Raw genomic sequence first — 22,130 nt, 5'->3', positions numbered from 1 at the left:
AAGGCCGGATTTATAGATCCGGCCTTTTTTTTACAAACTGGCTTTTACTTATACAGGATAGTTATCTCTCTTTTTATAATGTGTATGCAAAAGCTCATGTGATTTATGACTTCCCGGCTTCTCAAAATACTCATCGTAAAGCATTTTTATCTTGGGATTCTCATGGGACTTCCTTATCGGCATTTCCCTGTCCTCCTCATATATGGCCTTTGCTCTTTCCTTTCTGAGGTCGGTCCAGCTTCTTACCTGAGACGGCTGTATTGGCTGTCCGCCTCCGTTTACACAGCCTCCGGGACATGCCATTATCTCAACAAAGTGATATTCCTCTCCCGCTTTTATCTTATCAAGAAGCTTTCTGGCATTTCCCAGCCCGTGTGCAACCGCCGCCTTAAGCTTCATACCCCCGGCCTCTACGGTAGCCTCCTTGATGCCCTCAACTCCTCTTACGGCATCATATTCAATGGCCGCCACCTTTCCTCCGCTCAGTATCTCTGCTACAGTCCTCAGCGCAGCCTCCATTACTCCTCCCGTCGCTCCGAAGATAACCCCGGCTCCCGAGGCTTCGCCCATGGGATCGTCAAAGTGTCTTTCGGGAAGCTCGGTAAAGTCTATGCCGGCCTCTCTAATCATCCTTGCAAGCTCTCTCGTTGTCAGTACCACGTCAACATCGGGATACCCTACGGAAGACAGCTCCGGCCTCTGGGCCTCAAACTTCTTTGCCGTACATGGCATGATGGATACAACAAATATTTTTGCCGGATCAATTCCCATCTTCTCGGCATAATAGGATTTCAGCACCGCCCCGAACATTTCATGGGGAGATTTGCAGCTTGACAGGTTGTCAATAAATTCAGGATAGTAGTGCTCGCAGAATTTAATCCATCCCGGGCTGCATGAGGTTATTACAGGGAGCTTCCCACCGTTCTTTATCCTTTCTATTACCTCTGTGCCTTCCTCCATAATGGTAAGGTCAGCAGCGGTATCGGTGTCAAATACCTTGGCAAAACCCAAACGCCTCAAAGAAGCAATCATGTTGCTGGTAACCCTTGTTCCTATAGGCATTCCGAACTCTTCTCCAAGCGCTACCCTTACAGCAGGAGCAGTCTGAACCACCACATGGAGATCTGAGTTTGCAAGAGCCTCCCACACCCTGTCGGTGTCGTCCTTTTCACGAAGAGCTCCCACAGGACATACACTTACGCACTGTCCGCACATGGTACACGGCACCTCGTTAAGCGACTTGTTAAAGGCAGGAGCGACAACTGTCTTAAAGCCTCTCTCATTGGTATCTATAACAGATACCGTCTGAACATTTTTGCACATGCTGACACACCGTCTGCACAATACGCACTTGTTCTGATCCCTTACTATAGAAGGAGAAAACTGGTCTACAGCAAAATTTCCGCTCTCTCCCTCAAACCTTATATCCTTTATATTCAATTCCTCAGACAGCTTTTGAAGCTCACAATTCCTGCTTCTTACGCAGGTGAGACATTTCTTTTCATGGTTTGACAGTATCAGCTCTAAGGTAACCTTCCTTGCCTCACGCACGGCAGGGCTTTGAGTATATATCTCCAGTCCCTCCGATACGGGGTACACACATGCCGCCTGCAGGCTTCTGGCTCCCTTTACCTCAACCACACACATCCTGCACGCCCCGATTTCATTTATGTCCTTGAGGAAGCAAAGTGTAGGTATTGCTATATTTGCCTGTCTGGCAGCTTCCAATATGGTATAGTTTTTAGGCACCTGTACTTTTCTGGCATCAATCGTTATGTTTACCATTTCCATTCTTTACACTCTCCTTCCGCTACACATTTTTAAATATCGCTTTAAATGGACATTTTTCCATACATGCACCGCACTTTAAGCACTTTTCCTGATTGATTACATACGGAACCTTCTTCTCTCCGCTTATGCAGTTTGCGGGGCATACCTTTGCACAAATACCGCAGCTCTTACACCTTTCGGCATTAATAACATACTGCATCATCGACTTGCACACACCCGCAGGGCATTTCCTGTCCCTTACATGTGACATGTACTCGTCCTTAAAATATTTCAAGGTGCTTAAGACAGGATTTGGAGCGGTCTGTCCCAATCCGCACAGCGCAGAGGCCTTAATGTTCTTTGCAAGAACCTCAAGCTTTCCTATGTCATCGTCCTGACCCTTGCCATCAGTAATTCTTTCCAATATCTCAAGCATTCTCTTAGTACCTATACGGCAGGGAGGGCATTTTCCGCAGGATTCCTCAACCGTAAACTCAAGGAAGAACTTGGCTATATCCACCATACAGGTATCCTCATCCATTACGATCAGTCCGCCGGAGCCCATCATTGAGCCTATCTGAATAAGTGAATCATAGTCAATGGGGGTGTCTATAAGGCTCGCAGGAATACAGCCCCCGGAAGGCCCTCCTGTCTGCGCCGCCTTAAATTTCTTGCCGTTGGGTATTCCCCCTCCTATGTCATATACTATTTCTCTTAACGTTGTTCCCATCGGAATTTCAACAAGCCCGGTATTGTTTATCTTTCCACCTACCGCAAACACTTTTGTTCCCTTGCTTTTCTCGGTGCCAAGGCTTGCAAACCATTCGGGCCCTTTTAAGAAAATTACAGGTATGTTTGCATATGTCTCAACATTGTTGAGTATTGTAGGCTTATTCCACAAGCCCTTTACCGCAGGGAAAGGAGGTCTTGGCCTGGGCTCTCCTCTTTTGCCCTCAATTGAGGTCATAAGCGCGGTTTCCTCTCCGCACACAAACGCACCTGCTCCCAGCCTTATTTCGAGATCAAAGCTGAAGCCTGTATCGAATATGTTATTGCCGAGCAGTCCGTATTCCTTCGCCTGATCAATTGCTATCTGAAGCCTTTTTACAGCTATGGGATACTCGGCTCTTACATATATAAAGCCTTGATTTGAGCCGATTGCATATCCCGCAATTGCCATAGCCTCTATCAGCGAGTGAGGATCCCCCTCAAGAACGCTTCTGTCCATAAATGCTCCCGGGTCTCCCTCATCTGCGTTACAGCAGACATATTTCTGGTCATCCTTAGATTTGCTGGCAAATTCCCACTTCAGCCCTGTGGGGAATCCCGCTCCTCCTCTTCCTCTGAGGCCCGATTTCTTAACTGTATCTATAACCTGCTCAGGCGACATTTCCGTCAGCACCTTGGCAAGCGCCTTATATCCGTCATAGGCTATATATTCGTCAATTATTTCGGGATTGATTACACCGCAATTTCTCAGTGCAACTCTCATCTGCCTCTGGAAAAAGCCAACACCCTCCAAGGACTTTGTTATATCGGTATGCTCCTTGTCTCCAGCCAAAAGCCTTTTGACAATTCTCCCCTTAAGCAGATGCTCCCCGACTATTTCCTTTATATCCTCCACCTTGACCATTGTATACATTGCTCCCTCGGGATAAACCACCACAATGGGTCCCTCGGCACACAAGCCAAAGCAGCCTGTCTTTACAACCTTTACCTCGCTATCGAGTTTATTGGCCGCAAGCTGTACATCCAATTCCTTTATAATTTTTTCCGAGTTTGACGACGTACAACCCGTACCTCCGCAAACCAGGACATGTGCTCTATATAACTGCATCTTGTTTATACCCCCAATTCTCTAATTTGAATGTCTGTAAATCATCAAATTATCAGCCCTCTTCAGCGCCAATGGTTAAGTCCGAACAGACTCTACCGTTTACTATATGCTCCGCCACAACTCTTACAGCCTTCTCAGCTGTCATTTTAACATACGTTACCTTTTCTCCGTCGGGGTTTATAACCTCAACCACAGGCTCAAGCCTGCACACCCCTATACAGCCCGTCATTGTCACGCTGACATCGGAAATATTTCTCTTCTTCAATTCCTCCAAGAATGCATTCATGACAGGCCTTGCTCCTGCGGCAATCCCGCATGTAGCCATACCCACTACAACCCTCAAAACATTCTTATTTGTCCTTAAGCTGATTTCATCCAATGTCTTTTTTCTTATTTGCTCCAGCTCAGCTATTGATTTCATTCAACACACCTCCAAATGTAATCTTTACACCTTCATCAATAAACTCTTTAATCCAGTCCACCACTTCGTAATTGTTAATAGGAACCTCTAAAATCCTTGCCTTTACTTCCTCGGTACTGAATTCAAAGCTTTTGCCGCCGTCTTTCATAAGCACAAGCTCAAAATCAATTTCGGGGTTGGCGCTTATAACAGCTCCAAAAGTATCGGCTATATCACCTAACGGTATTCTGTCAATACTGCTTATCTTAAAAACAGCCTCAAGAGTCGTTCCCTGTCCCTTAACCGACTCTATATACAGGTCTCCTCCCGATTGCATGGCGGAGGATTTGAACAAAGGAATTCCCAAGCCTATTTTTCTGGTGGTTCTGGTGGTGGAAAAGGGGCTTGTCACACGTTCCAGCAGCTCCTTATCCATTCCTGATCCGTCGTCGGCTATACAAATTCTCAGCTCATCCGATGCAGACACAGTACTTATATAAACCTTAACCTTACCGGCACCGGCCGTTATTGAATTTTGTATTATATCCATTAAATGCAATGAAATATCTCTCATGTTCTCCCGTACAGACCCGTTAAAATGCTATCGGTATCGCCATCCGGCATTACAGATCCTTATATTTTTGAATTACTCCCTCTATATCATCAGCCTCCAGCCTTCCGTATACATCATCATTAACCATGATTACGGGTGCCAGACCGCACGCGCCTATGCACCTGCATGCATCCAATGAATACTTTCCGTCATCAGTACATTCTCCCACATCAATGCCCAGCTTTTCCTTCAGCTTATCCAGCACAAGCCCCGAGCCCTTAACATAACATGCGGTACCCATACAGACATTAATTTTAAACCTTCCCTTGGGCTTTAGAGAAAACTGGGTATAAAAGGTAACCACCCCATATATCTCCGTCAAAGGTATATTAAGACCTTCAGATATCGCCTTCTGTACCTCAACGGGAAGATATCCGTATACCTCCTGAGCCTCATGCAGCACCGGAATTAATGCCCCTCTGGTGTCCTTATACTTTGTGATAATTTCCTGCAGTTTCTGCTCTTTTTCGTCAACACATCCACAGCAGCAGTTGTTTGTACTCATTGACACAGACCTCCTAATCCAAATTAATAAGCTTAACATAAGCAGCTTTAGTATAAGCAACTTATCGTAAAATATTGCTTTTAACATCCACTGTAAAATAAAGCCATCGGACATCAAAATACAATTATAAAATAAAATATACTTGCATTTGTTAAGTATTTAACAATATCTATAATATTATATCAAATTTTCGACTATTCTTCAATGTTTTTAACGAATATTTAATTTCTTAATTGTCATTTTACAGATTATACATTATATTTGATTTAATTTCCACTCGAATTTTATACCTCAAGCCTTATGTTAAATATTTAACATCGCCTGGCAAAATAAAGCCGAAAATTTTACCGGGCACTCGGAAGTCTCACAAAAAGAGTTTATAGAGTGCCCGGTAAGTGTTTTTTAAAAGAGCTGCAAGCTTCTATACCTGCTCTAAATTGTACGGTGTCTCCTGATATACGTAATAATTCAGCCAGTTGCAGAACAACAGGGTGGCATGTCCTCTCCATCTTACCATAGGATATTTTGACGGATCGTCGGAAGGAAAATAGTTTTTAGGAACCTTTATGTCGATTCCTCTTGATATGTCACGGTCATATTCCGCCTTGAGCGTCAAGGGATCGTATTCGGAATGGCCTGTGACAAACACCTGCCTGCCACCCTTTAACGCCACAATATATACCCCTGAATCTATAGATTCCGACAAAATCTCCAGGCAGGGAACTTTTTCTATGTCCTCTCTTCTAATCTCGGTATGCCTGGAATGAGGCACAAAAAACTCGTCATCAAAGCCCCTGAGAAGCTTTACGTTCAATTTGTTCACGGTATGAGAAAAAATACCGAACATTTTTTCGCCAAGGGCATATTTCGGTATACCGTAATGGAAGTAAAGCCCCGCCTGAGCACCCCAGCAAATATGGAGTGTTGAGGTCACATTTGTATAGCTCCATGTCATAATTTCCTTAAGCTCATTCCAATAGTTTACCTCCTCAAAAGCCATCTGCTCCACCGGGGCCCCTGTTATTATCATGCCGTCGAATTTCTGATCCCTTATATCGTCAAAGGTATTGTAAAATTTTATGAGATGCTCATAAGGAGTATTTTTGGACAAATGGGTCTTAGGGTGCAAAAATACAATATCCAACTGCAAAGGCGAATTCCCTATCAGCCGGAGTATTTGTGTTTCGGTAGTAATTTTTGTGGGCATTAAATTGAGAATAACTATCTTAAGCGGGCGTATATCCTGATGGAACGCACGCTCCTCACTCATTACGAAGATGTTTTCGCTGTTTAAGATTTCTGCTGCCGGCAGGTTATCAGGTATCTTTATAGGCATGAAACTTCCCCCTTGAAGTCATATTAAATATTAAAAAAGGGCATAGCCCTAAAAGTAAAGCAAAATCAGTATACAATAAAATACTTTATCTGACTATGATACTATAATATTGTTTCAAAGGTCAAGAAAAAAATAAAGGCCTGCCGCGGCAGGCCTTTTAATGATATTTTATCTATACTTCCATTATTATGGGCAAAATCATAGGCTTTCTCTTTGTTTTTTCGTATATAAAGTCTCTCAAGGAATCCTTTATTGCATTTTTTCTGGCACCCCAGTCATTTTTTCTCTTGTCCTCACACTTGTCGAGCGCCTTCTTAACTACCTCTCTCATATTCTCCATCAGATCCTCAGATTCCCTTACATACACAAATCCCCTTGAGATTATATCGGGTCCTGCCGCTACATTTCCCGTATCCCCCTCTATTGTTATTACCACCACGATAAGCCCGTCCTGCGACAAGTGCTTTCTGTCCCTCAGAACAATATTGCCTACGTCTCCCACTCCAAGGCCATCCACAAGCACCTTTCCGGCAGGCACGCTTCCGCTTATTTTGGCTGTATCGGAGGTCAGCTCAAGCACCTTTCCTATCTCCATAACAAAAATTCTTTCATTGGGCATCCCCAGCTTATGCGCAAGGTTTGCATGCTGCTTCAAATGCCTGTGCTCTCCATGGACGGGGAAAAAGAACTTAGGCTTGACAATGCTGTGTATAAGCTTCAGCTCCTCTTGACACGCATGTCCTGAAACATGAATATCGGCAAGAGCTTCATATATAACCTCGGCTCCCTTCCTGAACAGCTCGTTTATTACTCTCGATACAAGCTTTTCATTTCCAGGTATGGGATTTGCAGAAATAATCACTAAATCTCCTGGGGCGATTTCAACCTTTTTATGCTCGGAGGCAGCTATTCTGGTCAATGCCGACATGGGCTCGCCCTGACTCCCCGTCGTTATAAGAACAAGGTTCTCGGGATTGTACTTGTGAATGGTGTCAATGTCAACCATCACGCCCTCGGGAGCGTGCATATACCCCAAATCCATTGCGGCTTTAACGACATTGACCATGCTTCTTCCGCAAATAGCTACTTTTCTGTTGAATTTCACAGCGGAGTTGATTGCCTGCTGCACCCTGTGTACATTTGAGGCAAAGGTAGCAATAAGTATCCTTCCTCCGGCATTCATAAATATGTCCTCAAAGGCCTCTCCCACAGTCTTTTCAGACATGGTATAGCCCTCCCGCTCAACGTTTGTGCTGTCACACATAAGAAGCAGTACGCCCTTTTTGCCCAATTCCGCAAAACGCGCCAAATCCATAGGCTCACCCTCTATAGGCGTATAGTCAATTTTAAAATCCGCTGTGTGTACAACTATCCCCACAGGGGTGTATATGGCAAGAGCAACAGTATCGGCTATGCTGTGCGTAGAACGTATAAACTCCACCTTAAATACCCCAAGGTCAATCGTCTGTCCCTGCTTGACTGTATTTAAGGAAACGCTCGAAAGCATTCCGTGCTCCTCAAGCTTATATTGCAACAGCCCTAATGTAAGCTTGGTTCCGTATACCGGCACGTTTATATCCTTAAGCACATATGGCAGTGCACCTATATGATCCTCATGCCCGTGGGTAAGCACTATGGCCTTGACCTTATCCTTGTTCTTGGCCAAATACGTGGTATCAGGTATCACAAGATCTATACCAAGCATTTCGTCTTCAGGAAAAGCCAGCCCGCAGTCCACCACGATAATTTCATCACCATACTCAAACACTGTGATGTTCTTTCCAATCTCCTGTAATCCCCCCAGCGGAATTACTTTTAGTTTTTTCTTGTTTTTTGCCACTTTCCAACCTCCATAACTTTATTATTTTAATGTGATATATTAAAAAGATTACCTCTTTATAATTCAATGTAATTCAATAAAACAGCACTTTTCCATATGCACAGCTTTACTATTATAGCATATTTCCAGTAAAATCAAATACAATTATTTTTTGATGGGAACAGTCTAAAAGCCGTCACAAAAATATGAGGACCTCCCCAGCCCCCATAAACTACATAAACAGGATTTTATTCTATTTTAAACCTGTATCTCCCAGCTCTTTTTTTGGCTTTCCTCAATAATCTCCCTGTAAACCTCCAGTGTCTGTCTCGATATTGTATCCCAATTATACACCCTGTACACCTTTTCCATGGCCCTTTTCTTTATTTCCTCAGCCTTCTCCGGGTTGAACAGTATATCAAGGATGCTGTCGGCAAGAGATTCCGCATTGCCTGTATAGGACTTCATCCCGTCAACCCCGTGGTACACAATTTCCCCCAGCCCCCCAGTGTCCGAAACCACCACGGGAACATTTGCAACCATCCCCTCCAACGCAACTATGCCGAATGGCTCATACAGGCTCGGGAAAACCGCTATATCCGCGCACTTGTATAATTTGCACAAATATTCGTCGCTTATATAGCCTGTGAAATATATTTTGTGGTTTATATTCATTGCAGCAGACTTTCCCTTTAGATATTCACTCTGAGGGCCCTTTCCCGCAATAACAAACTTGACGTCATTATAGCAGCCTATAATTTTAGGCACTGCATCTATTAAAACATGAGCTCCCTTTTCATTTACCAGCCTCCCTACAAAAAAAACAATTTTCTCATTATCGGAGGCATAATTCCTTCTGAATGCAATATCCCTTTCAAAGCCCTTAAATTTATTTGGATCTACCCCGTTATGTATCACACGGACCTTGTCCTCTGGAAGCTCAAATATATTTTTGACTTCATTGCTCATATATTCACTGTTTACTATTATCTTCCAGGATTCGTATGTAAGCCACCACTCAACGTTATGTATGTATCTCTGCATGTCATTATGCACACCCCAATTTCTTCCATACTCCGTAGCATGTATGGTGGCAATCATGGGGATTAAATATGCATTTTTCAATGTCTTGGCTGCAAAGGCCACTATCCAGTCATGAGCATGTATTATATCAAAATCCTTGTATTGGGTTATAAGTCTGATTGAACATTCAATAATACTGAAATTCAACTGTAAAACCCAATCAACAAAATTAATGGTATTTATGTCATATGTATGAACCCGGTGAACAAAGACATTCTTATCCCTCTCCATTTCCTCGGTACCGGCTTCCCAACAGGTTACAACATGAATTTCATTGCCCTTTTCTCCCAGCTCCTGCGCCAGATCATGCACAACGCGTGAAATACCGCCGACAATTCTGGGAGGATATTCCCATGAGAGCATAAGTATTCTCATATTATTCCCCTCTCAAGCATATATTACATCAAAATGTTTTTCAGGCAACTTGCCAATAACATTATCCTTTTTAATAGCTTAACTATTAGTATTATAACACTAAATAAAGCAATTTACATATTTTTATTTTTCGGTAAGCCTCCATGCTGAATAAATACACCCGGCTCCGAGTTAAAATATTATGGATGCTAAAAACATCCTTTGTATATTACTGCCTTAAATGGTCTTCGAAGATTATTATATAACAAAATCCCAAAATATCAAAATATATATTTTTTATTAATATATGTAAATAATAGGTTGAATTTAAAGCAAAACAGTATTAAAATCAAAGTATGGGTATAAAAGCATTATGCTATATAGGACGCGATAAAGATTTTACAAACATAGAGGATATAATTGCAGTTATATCCTCAATGTAAAATATTTATCGCTACATATAACAAGAGGCATATGCCGGATATCCAATTGAAATTTAGGAGGAAATAAAAAACATGTCTGAGATTCAAGCACATAGTGAGAGCTGCTTGCCTTTTGCCTGTGATAAAGCAAGAATATTGCTGCTGGCAAGGGATCCTCACTGCCTGTATGCATATTGGGAAATTCCGGATTCGAAGAAGACATCGTTTTGCGAGCACTTCGGCTTTGAATTGTGGGAGAAATCTGTGCCTGTTCTCAAGGTTTCAAATGTATCTAAAAACACCGAATTTGATATAGCTATCAATGATCTTTCAAGCAGCGCATACATAAACGTTCCCGATGCAGGCTGTCTTTATTGCGTGCAGCTCGGGAGGCTGGTTTCGGATAAATTCTTTATAAGCTTTGCCAGCTCCGATTACGTGTTTACTCCGGGCGGAAATTTAAGTACAAATACTGCTGTTTATTTTATAAACTATAAAATTCTAAAGCACAAGCAAGCCTGCGATACGGGGAATGACTGCACAGCGTCATATCCCAGCATGAAAAGCAAATTGCCTGCTCCCGCAGTCAGCTCACATGAGTTTCTGAGGACGGGGCCGGAGGAATTGCCATTAGGAATAAGCTCCGCAGAGCTTTTGGGGATACCTCCTGGCATAAGCTCCTGCAATTTGTTCAAATACTGAAGATGCCGGCCATATGCTTAGCAAGGTTTATACTTTGTCCGGCTTAGAGAGGATGAATTCCAATGGTTAAAGGAAATGTTGCCTTTATACTTCATGCACATCTTCCATATGTTCACCACCCTGAACAAGAAGGCTTTTTGGAGGAGAGATGGCTTTTTGAAGCCATCTCCGAAACATATATTCCACTGCTGAATACCTTTGGGGCACTGTCACGGGAGGGAGCCGCTTTTAAATTGAACATGTCCTTAAGTCCCACTCTTCTGTCAATGCTCACAAATAAGCTCCTCCAGTCCAGATATATAAAATATCTTGAAAACCTTATAAGCCTGTCCGAAAGAGAAATTGAAAGAACACGGAATGAGCCTGAATTCAACAGCCTTGCAATAATGTACCACGATAAATATTGCAAGGACTTAGAGGATTTTACCCATGTATACGGCTGCAATCTGGTGAATGCTTACAGGGAATTTCAGGAGTCCGGGCATATCGAGATAATGTGCAGCGCGGCAACTCACGGCTTTTTGCCTCTTATGAGCAGCAGCGCCGTGCGTGCTCAAGTGTCTCTTGGAGTGGAAATATACCTTAAGTATTTTGGCAGGCGGCCTTTGGGCATATGGCTTCCCGAATGCGGGTATACTCCGTCAATAGAAAATGTGCTGAAGGAAAACGGGCTTGAGTATTTTATCACCGAGTCCCACGGAATACTCTATTCCGACCCTAAGCCTGTATTCGGCACCAATTGCCCTGTGGTGACCCCAAACGGGCTGGTGGCCTTCGGCAGAGACCCTGATTCTTCAAAACAGGTGTGGAGTGCTACGGAAGGGTATCCTGGAGATTTTGACTACAGAGAGTTTTACAGAGATATAGGATATGACTTGGATTATGAGTATATAAGGCCCTACCTGCCCCCTGACGGTCAGAGGATACATACGGGAATAAAATATTACAGGATAACGGGAAAAACGGATCTCAAGCAGCCCTACAACCCTTTATCCGCAAAATATAAGGCCGACTGTCATGCAGAAAATTTTCTCTGCAGCAGGCAAAAGCAAATAATTGATTTGTCCCAAAAAATGGACCGGCCTCCCATAATAGTATGCCCTTATGATGCGGAGCTGTTTGGGCATTGGTGGTATGAAGGCCCCTTCTGGCTGTACTGCCTGTTTAAGAAAGCAGACTGCCGCCAGAGCGATTTTAAGCTCACAACCCTCAGTGAATATATGGAGCGCAATCCCTCAATGCAGGTATGCTCTCCGTGCCCTTCAACATGGGGGCATAAGGGATACAGCGAGGTTTGGCTGAATGAGTCCAACGACTGGATTTACAAGCACCTGGACAATGCTGCACAAATGATGTCGCGGCTGGCAAATGAAAATCCATGCTGTGAAGGCCTAAAAAAAGATGCCCTGAATCAGGCAGCACGCGAATTGCTATTGGCGCAAAGCAGCGACTGGGCATTTATAATGAGAACCGGCACAGTGACACCCTATGCCATAAAGCGCACACAACAACATATAGACCGCTTCACAAGGCTCTATAATGATATTAGTGCCGGCAATATCGACCCGTCATGGCTGAGAGGCATACAGGCACAGGACGATATATTCCCCGAGCTGGACTACAGGATATACCTGTAGTCCAACAGGCTGTGCCCGCACCGCCTGTTATACGTACAGCAAAATAACCGCAAGCATTTCCAGAGGCTCACTGCCGTTATTTTCTACCATATGGGCTGCTCCTCCGCCTGTTAAAACGGCATCTCCTACCGAAACCTCACGCTTTTCACCGTTATCGTCAATTATACCGCTGCCTTTTATTATATAAAATATTTCTTCTTCATTGTCATGCTCATGGAGCCCTATAGAGCAACCGGGATTAACGGTAATCTTGGCGCACAGCCTTGCCTTGCCCTTGAGATCCTCCTGCTTAAAAATATGAGTAATTTCAATTACGCCGTTTCCTCCGCGCATTTTTTCGTTCAACTGCTTTGTCATTTCATCCGACTTTCTAATCATTTTTTTGCCCTCCGAAAAACTTGGTTTTATATTGTGTTTATGCGTAATTCAGGGCAGACACGCAGGTCTGCCCCTGCGATTTCTATAATACAATTAGGTTTTTCTCATAAATTTAAAGCCGCACACAGGGCATGTTCCTTCAAGCTTGCCTTTATTTTTGGGGAGTCTCAAATTGTTCCTGCACTTCTCACATTTTAAAAAAACATACTGGTTTCTCTGCCGGAAGGCTGTCCTGTAAAAATACAATTTTGCAACAACCCTTTTAATAAGCCCTTCAAAAGCCTGCTTTTCCTTAAATCGTCTGCCTGTGTCCTTAGACAGCATTCTGTAAAACGCATATCCCGCTAAAGCAGCTCCTATTATCCATAAGTACTTAAATTGGAAAAATATTACAGCTACAAAAATAATAACCAAAGACAGAGTATCTGATCCATACCTTCCGTTCATAAGCTTGCGGATCACTATTTTCCCCTCCCTTGCGCCTGCCCTTCCTGCAAAATCATATATGCCGTGATTTTTTGGATAAAGCTTAATTTTCTTAAATATTCAATATTTTCTTTACCTGCTCGGCCATTTCCTCCCTGCTGCATACTCCCTTGTGGATTACCGTCTTTTTATCCAAATTTGCAAGCCCCTGAGGAATAGGCAGCCCGCATTCCTCCGATAAGGCATCAAGCAACTGGAATTCGCTTTTGCCCTCTATCTCCGATTCTCCGAATATTGCTCTCGCAACACTTTCATTAAACTTAAAAGGACTTGCGGTTGAGGCTATTAAAGAAGCTGAGACATCCCCCGTCGAAATGACATATTTGTCATAAACATCTATCCCTACCGCTGTGTGGGTGTCTACAACATAGTTATATTCATTATATATATATTCTATTGTTTTAAGTGTCTCATTTTCATTGGTATAGCCTGCCCAGAACAATTTGGAGAGCTTTCTTCTGGTATTGTCGTCAACGGTATATTCTCCATTTTCCTTAAGCTGCTCCATCCATCCCTTCACAGCGTTGGAATCATGATCTGTTATTTCAAACAGCAGCCTTTCTAAATTGCTTGAGATAAGTATATCCATTGATGGAGAAACCGTCCTCTTAAACTCTCTCTTGCTGTCATACCTGCCGGTATTAATAAAGTCGGTCAGCACATTGTTTTCATTTGAGGCACATATCATTTTGTTTATGGGCAAGCCCATTCTCAAGGAGTAATATGCGGCAAGAATGTTTCCGAAATTTCCCGTAGGCACCACCACATTGATTTTATCCCCAAGCCTTATATCTCCCTTTTTAACCATGTCGGCATACGCAGAAAAATAATAGACAATCTGTGGCAGAAGCCTTCCCCAGTTAATTGAATTTGCCGAAGAAAATTTTATGCCGTTTAAGGCCATAAGACCGTTAAGCTCAGGATTTGTAAATATAGCCTTAACTCCGTTCTGGGCATCGTCAAAATTGCCTTCTACCGCTATTGCGTGAACATTTTTCCCCTCCTGAGTAACCATCTGCATCTTCTGGACTTCACTTACTCCGTTGTACGGGTAAAACACTATTATTTCAGTGCCAGAAACATCCTTAAAGCCCTCAAGCGCGGCCTTTCCCGTATCCCCCGAGGTAGCGACAAGTATAACAATCCTGCTGTTCTCCCCTGTCTTCCTTACGGCGTTTACAAGCAGATGCGGCAAAATCTGAAGCGCCATGTCCTTAAAGGCACATGTGGGCCCGTGCCACAGCTCAAGAATATATACATTTTCATTCAGCTTACGCACGGGAGCAATGTCATCGCCCTCAAATTTTTGGCGTGCATATGCGTTTTCAACACATTCCTCTATTTCCTCATCGGTATAGTCGTCAATGTAATATTTTAAAACAGCCGTCGCCCTTTCCCTGTATGTCATATTTACCATATTGCCTATTTGCTCCAATTCAAGCTTACAGACCGATTCAGGAACAAACAGCCCCCCGTCAGGAGCTATCCCTTTTTTTATGGCGTCCGCCGATAATACTGATCCGGCTCCCCCTCTTGTACTTTTATAGAACATTCTTACGCCTCCAATAAAGTTAAAGCCGCACCCATTGCAAAATATTATTGCTCTTGGTGTTTAACGGCTTCAAAAGCAGTATAGATTTATATAATATCATAATACAAATAGGGGAAAAAGAAAAGCACAAATAATATCCTTTAAAATTGTCAGCTTGGATTTGATGTACTACCTTCTGAAAAATCTATGAATTCCATTTAGCATTTCTATCTTTTTTTTGGGGCGGGTAATGTTTAGCTTATTGAAAAAGTCAGTTGCAGCCTTTCTCCCTTCATTGATCAAATAGGCTTTTTCCTCCTCATCCAGATTAAAATCTAAAAACGATATATTGGAGGTATTAATGTCCGCAACATATTTTACCGGAGGAATACTTTTATCCACCCCAATGTCATGTACCGCACAAATCAACGCCTTTAAAATGTTTAGAGGAGTATTTATACTGAGCAGCTTTTTCTTGTCGCTCCCTACCAGCCTGAAGCCCAGCGTGGAAGCGCTGTTTTCATTATCAACAAGCCAGTACGGAAAGCCGTCAAATACTCCTCCGTCTATCATGCTGTATTTTTTTGCGTAATTGCCCTTCCACTTTTTTATTTCCACAGGCTTAAACGCAAAGGGCACGGCGGTACTCATTCTTACAGCCTTTGCAACCTCAAGCTTATCGGGGTCCATGCCGTAAAAAGCTATATCGTCAGGGAGAACTACCATCTTAACTCTGTTTATGTCAACGGCAGTCATCCGTATTTTATAACCCCGTGGATTCATTTTATCCGGCTTTCCTGTCCTTAAATCGCCAAACGTTTTTACTCCTTTTAAAAGAAGCGATTTTGACACCCATTCCTCAAGATAATCTCCGTCGCAGAGATAACCCCGCTTGCTCAATTTTGATATGTTGTCAAGCATTGCTCCCCTGTATCCGTCACATTCCATTCCGCCTCGGTTCAAGGCTCCCCGCATGTCCGTGTGACGCCTGCACAAAAAATACTCAATAGCCTTGTCTGCGTCTGCCTGCATTCTCCGGGCCTCTGTGAGCTGCCTGTTAAACTCAATAAATTCCGAAACTGCGGGCACCCTTTTGGGTATGTCCTTTATTTGAATTTTGCTGAAGTTAAACTCACTAAGTACTTTTTTTAATTCCATTGCACTGTAGCCTGCCGCTGTGAAGGCTCCCGCCAGTGCTCCCGCCGAAACCCCCGCAATGTTATTCCATCTTATGCCCTCTTTTTCGGCTGCTTCAAAAACCCCGGTATATGCGACTCCCTTAATTCCTCCCCCGCTAAGTACAATATTATATGCTTTATTTACATGCAACACTTCAACCTCTCCAATATAAATTGATCTATACATTAATATACGTAAAATGCCTCTCACAGGTGAGAGGCATTCTACGTATATTAATGTGTTGTTGTCAGGATGCTCCCAGGCTTTTCAGCCAGCCCTCGGAATAACCGGCATAGGAGCCCGACGGATACTTTTCCACAATCTCCTCAAACGCAGCTATGGCCTTTGCAGAGTCATCCAGACCCATATAGCATTTTCCGGTATAGTATATGGCTCTGTCCATAAAATTAAAGCTGTTTCCGTAAACAAAAATTTTATTAAGCTTAAGCAGGGCATCATTATATTTTTTTGAATTGGTAAGCTTTACTCCCTCGTTCATCATAGCGGTGGCAGCCTTAGGGATAATATTGTTATACATTTGCTCAAACGCACTCTTTTCACTGTCCTTAAATGTAACAGTCTTAAGAAGCACAAGCATATCCGCAGCCTCCTCATACCTCCGCTCTGCCGCCAATCTATCCACCTCGGATAGCTTAAAGGCATTTTTATAGTAGTCTGCCTCGGCATTTGATGTCTGAAGGCTATTCTCAAGCTTTTGGTATTTTATATTTAAATCTTCATACATTGCTCTGTATTTATCATTCTCCAAATTATCGGTGTCCCCGGCAATCTGTGAGTTATTCAAAGCAGCCGCAGGTCTGTCCTGAACAGACCACGCAATACCTCCCGCCGCAAAGAGAATTAACGCGCCTATGGCGGCACTTGCGATATACCTTATTGCATCTCCTTTAACACTGTCTCCAAATTTAACAATACGCCCCATCATAGAAGGATCTTTCTTTTTATGTCCGCCTGTTCTCCTATCCTCATCCGGTGACAGGGAATCGGAGTTTAAAAGCCTTAAATACCTCATGGCTCTTACACTGTTTTTTTCAGCATCAATTACCCTCTGAAACATTTCGGCGGCTTTTGCGGGTTCTTTCATATAGCTGTAGCATATGCCGAGAAGGTTGATTGCCTCATGAAAATCAGGGTTCATAGACACAGCCTTCTTAAGCTCAATTACCGCAATATCCTCACTTCCGCCTTTAAGACTTTCCAGAGCCTTATTATAGAGCATAACAGAATTTTTTATATTGTCAGGAAGGTGTGTATCATCCTTACCTATGCTGTCCAAGTTAATAGAAGTATAGTCCTGCAATTCCTGTTTCAAGCTAATCAAAAAGAACACCTCCTTGATAAGGGCAGCTCATAGTTGGGCCTCCCGCTCCGCCGCGATAAACACTTTTTCTCCCATTGGCTTTTAAATGAAGCAGCCCCTGACCTCCCCTATATAATAAAGAGACCCGAAGGCACACACAACGTCATTCTCCGAGGCCATATCCAATGCAAGCCTCACAGCCTCTTTAATTGTATCACCAATTATTACATTTTTACAATAGCCCTTTAAAAATACCGCCAGCTCATCCGCCGGCAAAGCCCTCTCGCTGTTTGGGGAAACTGTTATAAAGCAATATGCTATGGGAGCTATGACTTCTATTATTGTATTATAATCCTTATCCTTTAAGACTCCTATAATAAAAATCTTTCTCCTGCCCTGAAAATATTTTTCCATTGCCGCATATAATGCCCTTGCCCCTTCGGTGTTGTGAGCCCCGTCAATAAGCACGGCGGGCCTGTCCCGCAAAACCTCAAGCCTTCCGGGCCATTTTGCTTTAAAAAGCCCTTCCCGTATAGAATGTGCGGGTATATTAAAGCCCTTTGCGCGGAGAATCTCACAGCATTTTACAGCCATTACGGCGTTATTTGCCTGATGATCTCCCATAAGGGTGATTTTTAATCCCTTGTATCCCTCACAGTCAAAAACCTGCCCCTTTATTCCAGATTCAACAACATTTATTTCTTCAAGGCTTACACTGTGCATAACAGCTCCCTGTCTGCGGCATACGTCAATAAAAACCTCTTGCGCTTCCTCCTGCTGGGGGTATATTACCACCTCTCCTCCCTGCTTGATAATTCCCGCCTTTTCAAAGGCTATCCGGGACAGGGTGTTTCCCAATATGGATGTATGGTCAAGGCTTATTGTCGTAATAACTGAGACACACGGCGTTTTTATTATATTTGTAGAATCAAACCTCCCGCCTAAGCCAACCTCCAGCACAACTATATCGCACTTTTGCTCGTAAAAATACTGAAACGCTATGGCAGTAACTATTTCAAATTCAGTGGGGTGATTGTCTCCTCGCTCGACCATTGTATCAGCCATGGATTTTACAAGCTCCGTTATCCTCGCCAATTCCTCCGGAATTATCTCGGTAGCATTTATTTTTATTCTCTCTGTAAAACGCTGAATATAGGGCGAGGTATAAATCCCCACTTTATACCCCGCACTCATTAAAATACTGCTTATAAAAGCTGACGTAGAGCCCTTGCCGTTAGTTCCCGCCACATGCACATACTTAAGCTCATCCTGAGGATTGCCCATCAGCTCCATAAGCATCCCTATATTGTGAACGCCCAGCTTACTTCCGAATTTAAGTGTATTGTGAATATATTCAAGTGCCTCTGTGTAGTCCATCTATTCCTTCAATGCAAGAGAATGCACATCCTCCTCTTTTTTTGTAATTGTTAATTTGCCCCGCAGCACCTTTTGTACTTTTTGCCGCTTCCGCAAGGGCAGAGGTCGTTTCTGCCGACATGATCTCCCTTTACCACCGTCTTCTTTACCTCTTCCTCTCCATGCCTTGCATTGACAGGCTCGGCAACCTTTTCACGCTGGGGCAGGTTTTTGGTGTCTATATGTGAATTCAATATCAGCTTTACGGCATCCTCATGTATGCTGCGTATCATCTCTTCAAACATTTCAAAGCCCTCAAACTTATACTCAATTACAGGGTCTCTCTGTCCGTATGCACGAAGCCCTATTCCATGCTTGAGCTGATCCATGGCATCTATGTGATCCATCCATTTCTGATCAACCACCCTTAAAAGGATTACCCTCTCGACCTCACGCATAAGCTCACTGCCGAATTCCTGCTCCTTAAGCTCATATTTTTCATTTGCAAATTTAAGCAGAATTTCCTTTAAATGCTCTTTATTCATCCTTTCAAGCTCTTCTATTCCGAAGTTAAGAGAATCCTTAGGAACGAATGCCCCCTCGACATGAGCCTTTAAGCCCTCCCAATCCCAGTAGTCGGGATGTGGATTTTCACCGCAGAAGGTTTTAACGATGCCGTCACAGGTCCCCTCCAGCATTTTTATAAAGGAATCCTTGAGATTTTCGCCATCTAACACCTGTCTTCTCTGCTTGTAAATTATTTCTCTCTGCTTATTCATTACATCATCATACTGAAGCACATGCTTTCTTATATCAAAGTTCTTTCCCTCAACCTTTCTCTGAGCGTTTTCTATTGCATTTGAAAGCATTTTATGCTCTATGGGCTGATCGTCCTCTAAGCCAAGCATATTGACGACATTTGTAAGCCTGTCGGAGCCAAACAGCCTCATCAAATCGTCCTCAAGGGATATATAGAACCTTGATTCTCCCGCATCTCCCTGCCTTCCGGCACGTCCCCTTAGCTGATTGTCTATGCGCCTTGACTCATGCCTTTCTGTACCTATTATATAAAGCCCTCCGGCCTCAAACACCTTTTCCCTCTCGGCCCCCGTCATTTTTTTATGTTTATCATACAGCTCCCTGTATGAATTTCTTGCGTCTATAACAAGCTCATCCTCAGTTTCATTAAAGCCGGTGGACTGGCTGATAAGCTCCTCGGAATATCCTGCCTTCTTCATCTCCTGCTTGGCCATAAACTCGGCATTTCCGCCCAGCACTATATCGGTACCGCGGCCTGCCATATTGGTTGCAATGGTTACAGCCCCGAACTTTCCGGCCTGTGCGATTATTTCGGCCTCCCTTTCATGGTACTTTGCATTCAGCACCTGATGGGCTACGCCCCTCTTTTTGAGCATTGATCCGAGCAGCTCCGACTTTTCGATTGAAATTGTGCCTATAAGCACCGGCTGTCCCTTTTTATTGCACTCTACAACCTGATTTATAACGGCGTTCAGCTTACCTTCCTCATTTTTATAAACACTGTCGGCGTTATCCTTTCTTATCATAGGCATGTTTGTCGGTATAATTATGACATCGAGCTTATATATTGTCTGAAATTCCTGCTCCTCAGTCTGCGCCGTACCTGTCATGCCGGACAGCTTTTTATACATTCTGAAATAATTCTGAAAAGTAATAGTGGCAAGGGTCTTGCTCTCCCTCTCCACCTTTACTCCCTCCTTGGCCTCAATGGCCTGATGCAGCCCTTCGCTGTAACGCCTGCCGTACATCAGTCGGCCTGTAAACTCATCAACTATAATTACCTCTCCGTCCTTTACGACGTAGTCAATATCTTTTTTCATGAGTCCGTGCGCTCTTATGGACTGATTTATATGGTGCATAACCGTCATGTTCTCTGTGTCGGAAAGGTTTTCTATCCCGAAATACTGCTCTGCCTTGGCTATGCCCTTGGCGGTCATTGTCGCCGTATGGGCCTTTTCGTCAACAATATATTCCTCGTCGAGATCATCGTCGTGCTTTTTGTCGTCCGACTGCTTATAGACCTTCGCTTTAAGCCTGCTTGCAAAGGAATTGGCTTTTTTGTACAAATCAGTGGATTTGTCACCCATTCCCGAAATTATCAGAGGGGTTCTGGCCTCATCTATCAATATGCTGTCAACCTCGTCCACTATTGAGTAATGCAGATCCCTCTGCACCATATCCTGCTTGTATATAACCATATTATCCCTTAAATAGTCAAAGCCGAACTCATTATTTGTGCCGTAGGTGATATCACTGGAATAAGCAAGCCTCCTCTGCTCATTATCTAAATCATGGACAATGAGTCCGACAGTCAGGCCCAAAAATTTGTATATTTTGCCCATCCATTCGCTGTCACGCTTTGCAAGGTAATCATTTACGGTAACTACATGCACACCCTTTCCTTCAAGTGCGTTGAGGTATACCGGCAGAGTTGCCACAAGCGTCTTTCCCTCTCCTGTTTTCATTTCGGAAATTCTTCCCTGATGAAGCACAATCCCGCCTACAAGCTGAACATCAAAATGCCTCATGCCCAGCACCCTCCACGAGGCCTCCCTTACAACCGCAAAGGCTTCGGGAAGCAAATCGTTCAAGGCCTCCCCCTTTGATATTCTCTCTCTGAACTCATCCGTCTTGCCCTTGAGCTCGGAATCACTCAGCTCTTTGATTTTAGGCTCAAATGAATTTATCTGATCCACTAAAGGCATTATTCTTTTTAATTCCCTGTCACTATAGCTTCCTATTATCTTTTCAATAAATTTCTTCATTTATTTAAACCTCCAAATTATTAATCTATTTTAAGAAATTGCCTTATAGGCAATATTCCCCGCCCTGCAACAGCCTCAAGAACTACACAGAAGAGTCCTAATGTAATAATCAGATCCCCTATGCTGGCCACACCTACCCAATACCCCAGAAACCCGGGTATGTGTATGATGTCGGATAGAAAGGGCAGCCTTACCTGATGCCATTTTTCAAAAATCATATGCCTGAAGGAAAGCTGTGAAACCATATGGGAAAGCCCCGCTTTTTCTATCATTTCCATGCTTACGGGCATTTTCCCCGCGTTTGCAAGCATTACCACGGCATTTGACAGACAACCAAGCCCAATAAAAAGCATTCCCACATAGCGCCTGTTATACCACAATCCGATAAGCAGCATACAGAAGGTAACAAGATTAATCCAAAAAGAATACCTTTGAACAAATCCGTATTTGCTTCCCGCTATCTGTGCCGCCGACAGTATTACAAACGCGGCAAGAATGAGCCATGTCTTTTCAAATTTAAGATTCAGTAAATTTGATATTCTGCCTTTAACAAGAATGCCGGCAATAATAGCGGCAGCTATAGCCATAAGGTATATC

General features: G+C 43.3%; 18 protein-coding genes. 2 read left to right on the top strand and 16 right to left on the bottom strand.

The genetic code is table 11. The features are described 5' to 3' along the window. Positions 1-48 precede the first annotated feature (48 nt). The 8 genes from DFR58_RS02685 to DFR58_RS02650 form a co-directional block, all read right to left on the bottom strand. On the bottom strand, positions 49-1,791 hold the full coding sequence (locus tag DFR58_RS02685; protein ID WP_114296264.1) for an NADH-dependent [FeFe] hydrogenase, group A6: 1,743 nt from the start codon (positions 1,789-1,791) through the stop codon (positions 49-51). A 19-nt stretch (positions 1,792-1,810) separates the two neighbouring features. Beyond that, on the bottom strand, positions 1,811-3,607 hold the full coding sequence (nuoF, locus tag DFR58_RS02680) for an NADH-quinone oxidoreductase subunit NuoF (protein ID WP_114296263.1): 1,797 nt from the start codon (positions 3,605-3,607) through the stop codon (positions 1,811-1,813). Positions 3,608-3,659: 52 nt separating this feature from the next. Further along, positions 3,660-4,028, bottom strand: coding sequence for a (2Fe-2S) ferredoxin domain-containing protein (locus DFR58_RS02675; protein ID WP_114296262.1), 369 nt, complete (start codon positions 4,026-4,028; stop codon positions 3,660-3,662). Next, the gene (locus DFR58_RS02670; RefSeq protein WP_114296261.1) at positions 4,012-4,581 is read right to left on the bottom strand and encodes an ATP-binding protein; all 570 of its coding nucleotides are present in this window, start codon (positions 4,579-4,581) and stop codon (positions 4,012-4,014) included. Before DFR58_RS02670 ends, DFR58_RS02675 begins: the two co-directional genes overlap by 17 nt. Before the next feature lie 49 nt (positions 4,582-4,630). Further along, on the bottom strand, positions 4,631-5,125 hold the full coding sequence (gene nuoE, locus DFR58_RS02665; RefSeq protein WP_114296260.1) for an NADH-quinone oxidoreductase subunit NuoE: 495 nt from the start codon (positions 5,123-5,125) through the stop codon (positions 4,631-4,633). 421 nt (positions 5,126-5,546) lie between these two features. Then, positions 5,547-6,461, bottom strand: a complete 915-nt coding sequence (metA, locus tag DFR58_RS02660) for a homoserine O-acetyltransferase MetA (protein ID WP_114296259.1) — start codon at positions 6,459-6,461, stop codon at positions 5,547-5,549. A 172-nt stretch (positions 6,462-6,633) separates the two neighbouring features. Then, the gene (locus DFR58_RS02655) at positions 6,634-8,301 is read right to left on the bottom strand and encodes a ribonuclease J (RefSeq protein WP_114296258.1); all 1,668 of its coding nucleotides are present in this window, start codon (positions 8,299-8,301) and stop codon (positions 6,634-6,636) included. A 237-nt stretch (positions 8,302-8,538) separates the two neighbouring features. Beyond that, positions 8,539-9,738, bottom strand: coding sequence for a glycosyltransferase family 4 protein (locus DFR58_RS02650; RefSeq protein WP_114296257.1), 1,200 nt, complete (start codon positions 9,736-9,738; stop codon positions 8,539-8,541). Between the two features lie 494 nt (positions 9,739-10,232). Here DFR58_RS02650 and DFR58_RS02645 point away from each other — a divergent pair, with 494 nt between their 5' ends. Next, a complete protein-coding gene (locus DFR58_RS02645) occupies positions 10,233-10,841 on the top strand; it encodes a DUF4912 domain-containing protein (RefSeq protein WP_114296256.1) in 609 nt (202 codons plus the stop codon). 62 nt (positions 10,842-10,903) lie between these two features. Next, complete coding sequence (locus DFR58_RS02640) at positions 10,904-12,478, top strand: glycoside hydrolase family 57 protein (RefSeq protein ID WP_114296255.1); 1,575 nt, start codon at positions 10,904-10,906, stop codon at positions 12,476-12,478. A gap of 27 nt (positions 12,479-12,505) precedes the next feature. On the opposite strand, the gene DFR58_RS02635 is transcribed toward DFR58_RS02640, so the two are convergent. The 8 genes from DFR58_RS02635 to DFR58_RS02600 form a co-directional block, all read right to left on the bottom strand. Beyond that, a complete protein-coding gene (locus tag DFR58_RS02635) occupies positions 12,506-12,856 on the bottom strand; it encodes a cupin domain-containing protein (protein WP_114296254.1) in 351 nt (116 codons plus the stop codon). A gap of 93 nt (positions 12,857-12,949) precedes the next feature. Beyond that, positions 12,950-13,318, bottom strand: coding sequence for a hypothetical protein (locus tag DFR58_RS02630; RefSeq protein WP_114296253.1), 369 nt, complete (start codon positions 13,316-13,318; stop codon positions 12,950-12,952). 76 nt (positions 13,319-13,394) lie between these two features. Continuing rightward, positions 13,395-14,894, bottom strand: coding sequence for a threonine synthase (gene thrC, locus DFR58_RS02625; RefSeq protein ID WP_114296252.1), 1,500 nt, complete (start codon positions 14,892-14,894; stop codon positions 13,395-13,397). A gap of 168 nt (positions 14,895-15,062) precedes the next feature. After that, positions 15,063-16,238 carry a patatin-like phospholipase family protein gene (locus DFR58_RS02620; protein ID WP_114296251.1) on the bottom strand — a complete coding sequence of 392 codons (1,176 nt, stop codon included), beginning with the start codon at positions 16,236-16,238 and terminating at the stop codon, positions 15,063-15,065. 61 nt (positions 16,239-16,299) lie between these two features. Beyond that, complete coding sequence (locus DFR58_RS02615; RefSeq protein WP_114296250.1) at positions 16,300-17,394, bottom strand: tetratricopeptide repeat protein; 1,095 nt, start codon at positions 17,392-17,394, stop codon at positions 16,300-16,302. 81 nt (positions 17,395-17,475) lie between these two features. Next, positions 17,476-18,750 (bottom strand): bifunctional folylpolyglutamate synthase/dihydrofolate synthase, encoded by a 1,275-nt coding sequence (locus DFR58_RS02610; protein WP_114296249.1) that lies wholly within the window; start codon positions 18,748-18,750, stop codon positions 17,476-17,478. Positions 18,751-18,800: 50 nt separating this feature from the next. Further along, positions 18,801-21,533 (bottom strand): preprotein translocase subunit SecA, encoded by a 2,733-nt coding sequence (gene secA / locus DFR58_RS02605; RefSeq protein WP_114296248.1) that lies wholly within the window; start codon positions 21,531-21,533, stop codon positions 18,801-18,803. Positions 21,534-21,553: 20 nt separating this feature from the next. Then, a complete protein-coding gene (locus tag DFR58_RS02600; RefSeq protein ID WP_207659097.1) occupies positions 21,554-22,120 on the bottom strand; it encodes a DUF5317 domain-containing protein in 567 nt (188 codons plus the stop codon). Positions 22,121-22,130: the final 10 nt, after the last annotated feature.

The sequence above is a fragment of the Anaerobacterium chartisolvens genome, from assembly GCF_003337415.1.
Classification (GTDB): Bacteria; Bacillota; Clostridia; order Acetivibrionales; family DSM-27016; genus Anaerobacterium; species Anaerobacterium chartisolvens.
Note: the sequence above shows the minus strand (reverse complement) of the source record. Positions and strands in the feature narration are given on the sequence as shown.